Source organism: Streptomyces sp. NPDC093586 (assembly GCF_044764905.1).
Lineage (GTDB): Bacteria > Actinomycetota > Actinomycetes > Streptomycetales > Streptomycetaceae > Streptomyces.
This window is the reverse complement of sequence record NZ_JBIWJA010000059.1, coordinates 22,839-29,244: the sequence shown is the minus strand read 5'-3', so window position 1 is coordinate 29,244 and position 6,406 is coordinate 22,839. Positions and strand designations below refer to the sequence as shown.

Genomic DNA, 6,406 nt, shown 5'->3' with positions numbered 1-6,406 from the left:
GCCCCGCAGTACTGAGGGGCAACCGCCACCGACATCCTCCCGTCCTTGGGGAACGACACGTCGTCGACGGCCCACGCGTCCGGGCCGATCTGGCCGACCATCCGCTCGGCGATCCGCCGGCGCACCGGCACCGGGTCCCAGGTCGACTGGTTCACGAACTGCTGCAGGTTCTGTTCGTTGCCGTCCGGCAGCCGCTCGGCCATGGCCTGGATGGACTTGCGGCGGCCGTCGAGCATCAGTCCCCGCAGATAGCAGTCGCCCTTCGCCCGCTGGTCCTTGCGCGGCACCGACGCGAACACATCGGCCACGAATAACCCCAACTTCACCCGAGCCCGGCCCACTTCATGTGCGTCCATACTCCCAACATGCCCCCAAGGACAAGCGGAAGACGTAACGGAGTCCTACTAGTCCAGCTCGTCCCAGCGGTGTCGGCGGGCGGCGAGGTCGATGACGGCGAGGACGAACTCCTTGTTCTGCTGCGCTTCGGAGGGGTCCGCGCCCCAGTCGATGTCGGTGACGTCGAAACCGGCCGCGCCGCGGCCGATGACGTTCTGGTCCTGCAAGGCGAGCAGCGCCGCGAAGCGGTAGTCCCACGGCCGGGCCGCGAGGTCGGAGACGGCCAGCATGAGCACGTCGAGGAGGGCCGCCGTGCTGCCGTTGCTCAGCGACAGCCAAGTGCTTTCACCGCCGAAGAAGTTGCCCATCCATCCCTGCCCTCCGTGGGAACGGCCGCGGCCCGGCGAGTCCGGTCGCGTGAGCGTCACGGTCCTCCCGGGGCCGTGCTTCATCGTCTTCCTGTGACGACGGCGGCGGCAGCGACAAGGTTCCCCGCCCTCCGCCTGAGGGGACCTGGGGCCCGGGGGTCCGATCCGCCCGCCCTGCCCCACCCCGAGCATCATTTCTCCGGCCCGTCGGCGGCGTTGTCGGAGACTGCCGTTAGCCTCGCCGGGTCAGGGGACGCATCGAGGAGGTACACGTGAGCGGTCAGGAATCGGACCGGGCGGCGGACGTCGTCCGGATACTGCGGGAAGCCGCAGGGAAGCGGCCCGGCGAGGTCGAGCTGTCCGAGGGCTTCACGGACGGCGAGATGGACGCGTGGGGCGTGCCCGTGCCGCCGGAAGTGCGGGCCGTGCTGAAGGAGATCGGCGGGATGAGCGTCCAAGGCGACGCGTATGGCTTCGGTCCGCGCGGCCACGCCCGCTTCGAGGACGATTTCCTGGTGATGGGCGAGCTGGACTCCAAGGGCAGCTCGCTGCTCGTGCTCGTGGGGATCACGGCCGCTGGCTGGGGCCCGGTCATGACCATCGATCCGTGGGCCGACGAGTGCGAGATCACCATCGAGGCGCCCGACTTCGTCCACTGGCTCGCCCAGGTCGCCGGGCGCCTGGCCGACGGGCAAGGGGCGGAGCGGCCCGCACCGGAGGCGTTCACCCACGCCGTGGCCACCGTGGACGTCGCCGGAGGAGAGGATCCGGAGCTCGCCGCACTCGTGGGACGCGGTGATCCGCTGTCCGACCTGGTCGATCTGCGCGCCCTGCCCGGCTACCCGTGCAGGGTGCCATGGGAGCCGTACTTCGCGGCGGCCGACGAGACGGCCGACACCGGAAGCAGCGAGATCGGGTACACCCTCGCCGGGGACGGCCGAGCGCTGCTGCTCCACAGCCTGATCAGCGGGGATTTCCTGAGCCGTCCGGTGCGGCGGCACGCCGTCCCGGCCGACGCCGCGGCCCGGGCGGTGAGCCTGCTGCGTTCCCTCGCCGAGGAGTTCCCGGGCTTCGTGAGGCTCGCTCCCGGCTGCACCGACGAGGAGATGGACGCCTGGCCGGTCACGGTGCCCGAAGACATTCGCGGCGTCCTGCGCGAGATCGGCGGGGTGGAAGCCGAGGGGATGCCCGCCCTCCGACTGAGGCCGGGAGGCGCCCCTACGAGCGTGGACCCGGAGACGCACCGGATGCTGGGCGGCGACGGCGCCTACTGGCTGCTGGCCGAAGTCGGCGGGCAGGGCGTTCGCGCCCTCGTGCAGATCCGTCTCGACCCCGGCAGCGGGGAGTGGGGGTACGCCTTCTCCGTGCCCGCCGACCCCACGGAGCTCAGCGAATACCCGGAGGTCACGCTGCTCGCGACATCGCTGCCGTCGCTGCTGCTGGAGTACGCCCGGCGGGCCCGCGAGGCGGCGGCCGAGCCCGGGTTCACCGGCCAGGTCACCCAGGGCGACGACTGGCTCGTCCCCAACACCGGCCGCCCCTGGCCGCGTCCCGTGGTGGCGGTGCGTGAGTGGGCCGGATCGGCCGACACGCTGCTGGCGGCGGTCGCCGAACTGCCGGAAGACAGCCACGCCGCGGACCTGCGCGTCGTTCCCGTCCCCAGCGACCTGTGCTTCTACCGGGCCGAGGACCCGCCCTGCCCTTCGCCGGTGGACCGGCTGCACTTCGCCGCGGGCGGCCGGGTGGTGGCCGTGATCCCCGCCGATGCCTGAGCGGCCGAGGAGCGTGCTCGCGCGTCTCAGAGCGCTGTTCGGCCGCGGCGCCTCCCGGGCCCGGTCCGTCACAGAGCCGGCGCCCCCACCGGGCGGGCGGGCGGCCCCGCCGGCTCCCGGATGCCCCGCGCCGCCACCGGCCCGTCTTCCTCCGCTGCCACAGGCCTTCCCCCTGTCGCAGGGGCGCCTTCCGCCGCCCTCGCCAGTCACTCCCTCGCCACCGTCGGCCCTTCCCCCGCCCCCGGCCCTTCCCCGGCCGCCAGCGGACGGGGGCATCAGCAGGCCAGTGGACGAGGGGTACTCGCTCCTCCTCCGGCTGCCGGAGCTCTACTTCTTCTGCCGTGCGCGCCTGCAGGAGGAGTCCCTCGCCGGCGACACGCAGGCGCGGGTGCTCCTCGGGGAGCTGGGAGAGGCCGTGCACACCGTGCGCGCCGCCTGCCCCCTCTCTCCCGGCGGCCTCTCCGTGCGGGAGGCCGAACAACGGTTGCGGGCCATCTCCGACCGCTACCTCGCCCACCCTGACCACCCCCTGGCCGCCAAGGAGGTCCCGGCCGCTGGAGCAGAAGGGGACAGACCCGGATGAGCGCCTGAGCGACCCGCGGGTCAGGCCCCCGGCCCGCGGCCCGGCCCCGGGGGTCCCACCGTGCGCCCCCGCTCCACCCGCGGCCCCGTGCCAGCACCACCGAGAGGCCGCCGACACACCCCGGCCTCGTCCCGACGGGCTGTCAGCCGCCTGCGAGCCGGCTGCCGGCGGCCTTCGACCGCGAGCTCTACAAGGCCCCGCAACGTCGTTGAACGCTGCTTCGGCCGGACTACCAGCGCATCCTGTTGTCCGGGACGTTTTCTCCGTTCGTGCGGCGATCCGTACGACCCTTGATGGTGCGGGAGCGCGGGGCGAGCCTGCGGCTGTGGGGTTTGCATGTGCCGTAGCGGCATGTGGTCCAGTAGGCGGCAAGTACGACATCGAGAGGTTCCCTCGCATGCACTTTCCTGCGATTCCCCGCCGGGTCAAGATCGGCGATGCCGCCGCGTTCGCCGGGACCACCCCCCGCGCCATCCGCCACTACCACGCCATCGGACTCCTCGCCGAACCGGAACGCGGCAGCGACGACCGCCGCCGCTACGGGTACGACGACATGATCCGCCTGCTGTGGATCCGCAAGATGGCTGATGCGGGTATCTCCCTGGACGACATCCGGGCCGGCTTCGAGGGCGCCACCGGCATCGAGCAGTCCCTGGCCCGGCTGGAGGAATCCCTCGCCTCCAAGGCGGCCGCCATCGAAGCCCAGCGGGCCGCTGTGCACCGCCTCCGCGAGGTGGGCAGCCCCCTGGGCCTGCTCTCACCGCTGGTCAGTGGCCGCCTGCATGATCTGCCGCCCGGATCCCTGCGCCCGGCCGATCTCGATACCCTTCTGGTCACGGAGCGTGTCTTCGGCTCCCTGGGCGCCGCCGTCCAGGCCAACCGGTTCATCGCCCTGGCCACCCACCCCGAGCTGCGGGCCGAGGAAGACCGTCTGGCCGAGGCCGAGGCGGCCCTGGACGACACCGTGTCCCCCGACGATCCCCGCATCGAAGACCTGGCTGCCCAGCGGTGTGCTCATGAGGCCGTCTTGGGAGCCGCCATCGACAGATCCGGCCTGGACGAGGCCCTCGCCCTCCTCCTGGACCAGGAGGACGAGCACGCCGGCGAGGAGGAAGGCGAGGCGAGGATGAGCCCGGTGGAGGCCATCGGCAAGATGCCGTACGACTTCTCCCCGGCCCGCGTCCGGTACGAGGAACGTGTCATCGAAATGCTTCACTCGGCCGATCAGGACGGCGACACCTCACGGACCTGCTGACTGGAATCGGCGCTCGGGGCGAGCCCGACAAGAGCAGCCCGGAATGGTGCAGCACGAACGTCACCACGGTTCCCCCGGCGGCCGTTGGGCACTGTGCGAAGAGAGCCGAAGAGCACACCGAGGACACCTGCCGGCTTGGCTGCCAGTGCCGCCTGCCACTGTCCACGCACACCGTCAACCACCTCGCCGGTCTGCTGCGGCGCCATCTGAAAGCTATCCGGCCCCGGTGGCGGATCCTGCCGCCCGGGAAGAGCGCGGTGATCGCCCTGGCCGTACTGCGCCACGACCAGCGCCTGGCCAACAGGGCCGACGGCAACAACATCTCCGAGTCCACCGTCCGACGCTGGCGCGACGAGGCGATCGGACGGCTCACCGCACAAGCGCCCCGCGCCTGGACCGCGCGTGCAAGAAGATCGCCCGGCAGGGTGGGTGGGGGGCGTCCTGATTGACGGCACCCTCATCCCCACCCAGCGCCGCACCGGAAGGCCGACCGCAAGAACAACTCCGGCAAACAACGCCACCACGCCCTGCACTTCCTCGCCCTCACCGACGAGAGGGACCGCCTGATCTGGATCTCCGCCGCCCGGCCCGGCCGCACCCACGACAACACCGCCGCCCGCCACGACCACATCCTGGCCCACCTGCGCGCCGTCGGCCTCGGCGCCCTCGCGGACCTCGGCTTCCGCGGCCTGGACAACGACGTACGCGACCCCGTGATCGTCACCGGCTTCCACGCCAGCCGCACCCACAAGCTCACCCCCGGCCAGAAGGAAGCCAACCGCGTCCTCGCTGTCGGACGGGCGCCGGCCAAGCACGGATTCGCCCACCCCGAGAACTGGCGAATCCCCGCAAACTCCGCATCGATCCCACCCACGCCACCCAACTCCTGCGCAGCCTGCTCGTCCTGACGAACCTCGAAGTCAACCGTTGACGGACGATCTTCTCTGCAGACTCCCGCCCACGACCAGCACGAGCACCACCGGAACACGGTCACACTCGCCCTGCTGACCAGCGATTTTCAGGTTGGCGGAGGCTCACTGCAGGGCCTCGTCGTGCGGCAACACCTTGACGGCGAGGCTCCACCGAGGGTTTGGCGGGGCCTTGCCGTCGCTGAGGGTTTTCCCTCCTCGGTCCGAGCTGGTCAGGTGCAGGCAGAGGACAGCTCGGACGAGGCTCGTGACGCGTGCGGTCGAGCACCGCGGTGCGCGGAGGAGCCGCCAGGACTTGAGGGGGGCGACGGCCTGTTCGACGAGGGCCCGGATCTTCGTGTGGGACCGGTTGACGGCCTTCTGGCCCGCGGACAGCGTCTCCCGCCGGCCCCGGTACGGGACGCGGACCGTGCTCCCGGCGCCTCGGTAGCCCTTGTCTGCCCAGCAGGTGACTCGGGGCGTCCGCGAGAGCGGCGATGACGCCGTGCTCACGGGCGGCCCGGACGTCGTGCACGGCACCGGGCAGGGCAGGTGAGGCCCGCAGCAGCCGGCCGGAGGGACCGGCCAGGACCTGCACGTTCATCCCGTGCTTCTTGTGCTTGCCGGAGGAGAAGGGACGGTCCGCGGCGACGCGGTCGATCGGCAGCGGAGTGCCGTCCAGCAGCACGAACGCCTTCGCCGATGCCGCCCGGGCCGCCTGCGCGAGGGCCGGGGCGAGTGCAGCCAGGAGATCGACGGCCTCGGTGATGTACCGGTACGCGGTAGTGGTGCCGATGCCGGATCCGGCCGCGAGCTGGGCGTACGGATGACCGTTGCGGAGGTGGGCAAGGGTGAGCAGGGCCTGTCGGCCGGGGCCCAGGCGTCGCCATCGGGTGCCGAGTGCCCGGCGGTGTCGGCGAAGCTGGGCGGACAGGAAGCACAGGGCAGAGCTGGACACGTCGACGCCGGACGGGCGGACAAGCACCCGAAGCCTCTGGTGGAGACGGTTCTTCTCGGTCGAAAACCCCTCTGCCAGGGGCTTCACCTGTCTGACAGCCCAACTCTCAAGCCGCCCCGCCAGATTGGAAAACGCTCAGTGTCTCGTGTGTCCAAGACCCGAGGTCAAGGCCCGACGAACGAGCCGGTTCAACCGCCGCCCCGTCCCGCCGTCGATACCCCACCAG

General features: G+C 71.6%; 6 protein-coding genes and 1 pseudogene. 4 read left to right on the top strand and 3 right to left on the bottom strand.

Going from position 1 to position 6,406, the window contains the following annotated elements; all coding sequences use genetic code 11:
• Together ACIRFH_RS34625 and ACIRFH_RS34620 are read right to left on the bottom strand one after the other, a co-directional pair.
• A partial coding sequence (locus tag ACIRFH_RS34625; protein ID WP_403529918.1) for a transposase occupies positions 1-356 on the bottom strand: 356 nt, incomplete at its 3' end.
• Positions 357-404: 48 nt separating this feature from the next.
• Positions 405-704: a hypothetical protein gene (locus tag ACIRFH_RS34620; protein ID WP_403529915.1), complete on the bottom strand. Its 300-nt coding sequence runs from the start codon at positions 702-704 to the stop codon at positions 405-407.
• A gap of 272 nt (positions 705-976) precedes the next feature.
• Between ACIRFH_RS34620 and ACIRFH_RS34615 the strand changes: the two genes are divergently transcribed.
• From ACIRFH_RS34615 to ACIRFH_RS34600, 4 genes are all read left to right on the top strand, one after another.
• Entirely contained in the window at positions 977-2,476 is a 1,500-nt protein-coding gene (locus ACIRFH_RS34615) for a hypothetical protein (protein WP_403529913.1), read from the top strand.
• Positions 2,477-2,762: 286 nt separating this feature from the next.
• Positions 2,763-3,059: a hypothetical protein gene (locus ACIRFH_RS34610; protein ID WP_403529910.1), complete on the top strand. Its 297-nt coding sequence runs from the start codon at positions 2,763-2,765 to the stop codon at positions 3,057-3,059.
• 397 nt (positions 3,060-3,456) lie between these two features.
• Positions 3,457-4,314, top strand: a complete 858-nt coding sequence (locus tag ACIRFH_RS34605; RefSeq protein ID WP_403529907.1) for a MerR family transcriptional regulator — start codon at positions 3,457-3,459, stop codon at positions 4,312-4,314.
• A gap of 527 nt (positions 4,315-4,841) precedes the next feature.
• Positions 4,842-5,222 (top strand): transposase family protein, encoded by a 381-nt coding sequence (locus ACIRFH_RS34600; protein ID WP_403529924.1) that lies wholly within the window; start codon positions 4,842-4,844, stop codon positions 5,220-5,222.
• Positions 5,223-5,444: 222 nt separating this feature from the next.
• Here ACIRFH_RS34600 and ACIRFH_RS34595 read toward each other — a convergent pair.
• A pseudogene (locus ACIRFH_RS34595) lies at positions 5,445-6,207 on the bottom strand (transposase family protein); the annotation flags it as partial.
• Positions 6,208-6,406 lie beyond the last annotated feature (199 nt).

What these genes read in the sequence shown, in the direction of transcription:
- ACIRFH_RS34620 (WP_403529915.1), bottom strand. Translation starts at nt 704, where the DNA reads ATGGGCAACTTCTTCGGCGGTGAAAGCACTTGGCTGTCGCTGAGCAAC.
- ACIRFH_RS34605 (WP_403529907.1), top strand. Translation starts at nt 3,457, where the DNA reads ATGCACTTTCCTGCGATTCCCCGCCGGGTCAAGATCGGCGATGCCGCC.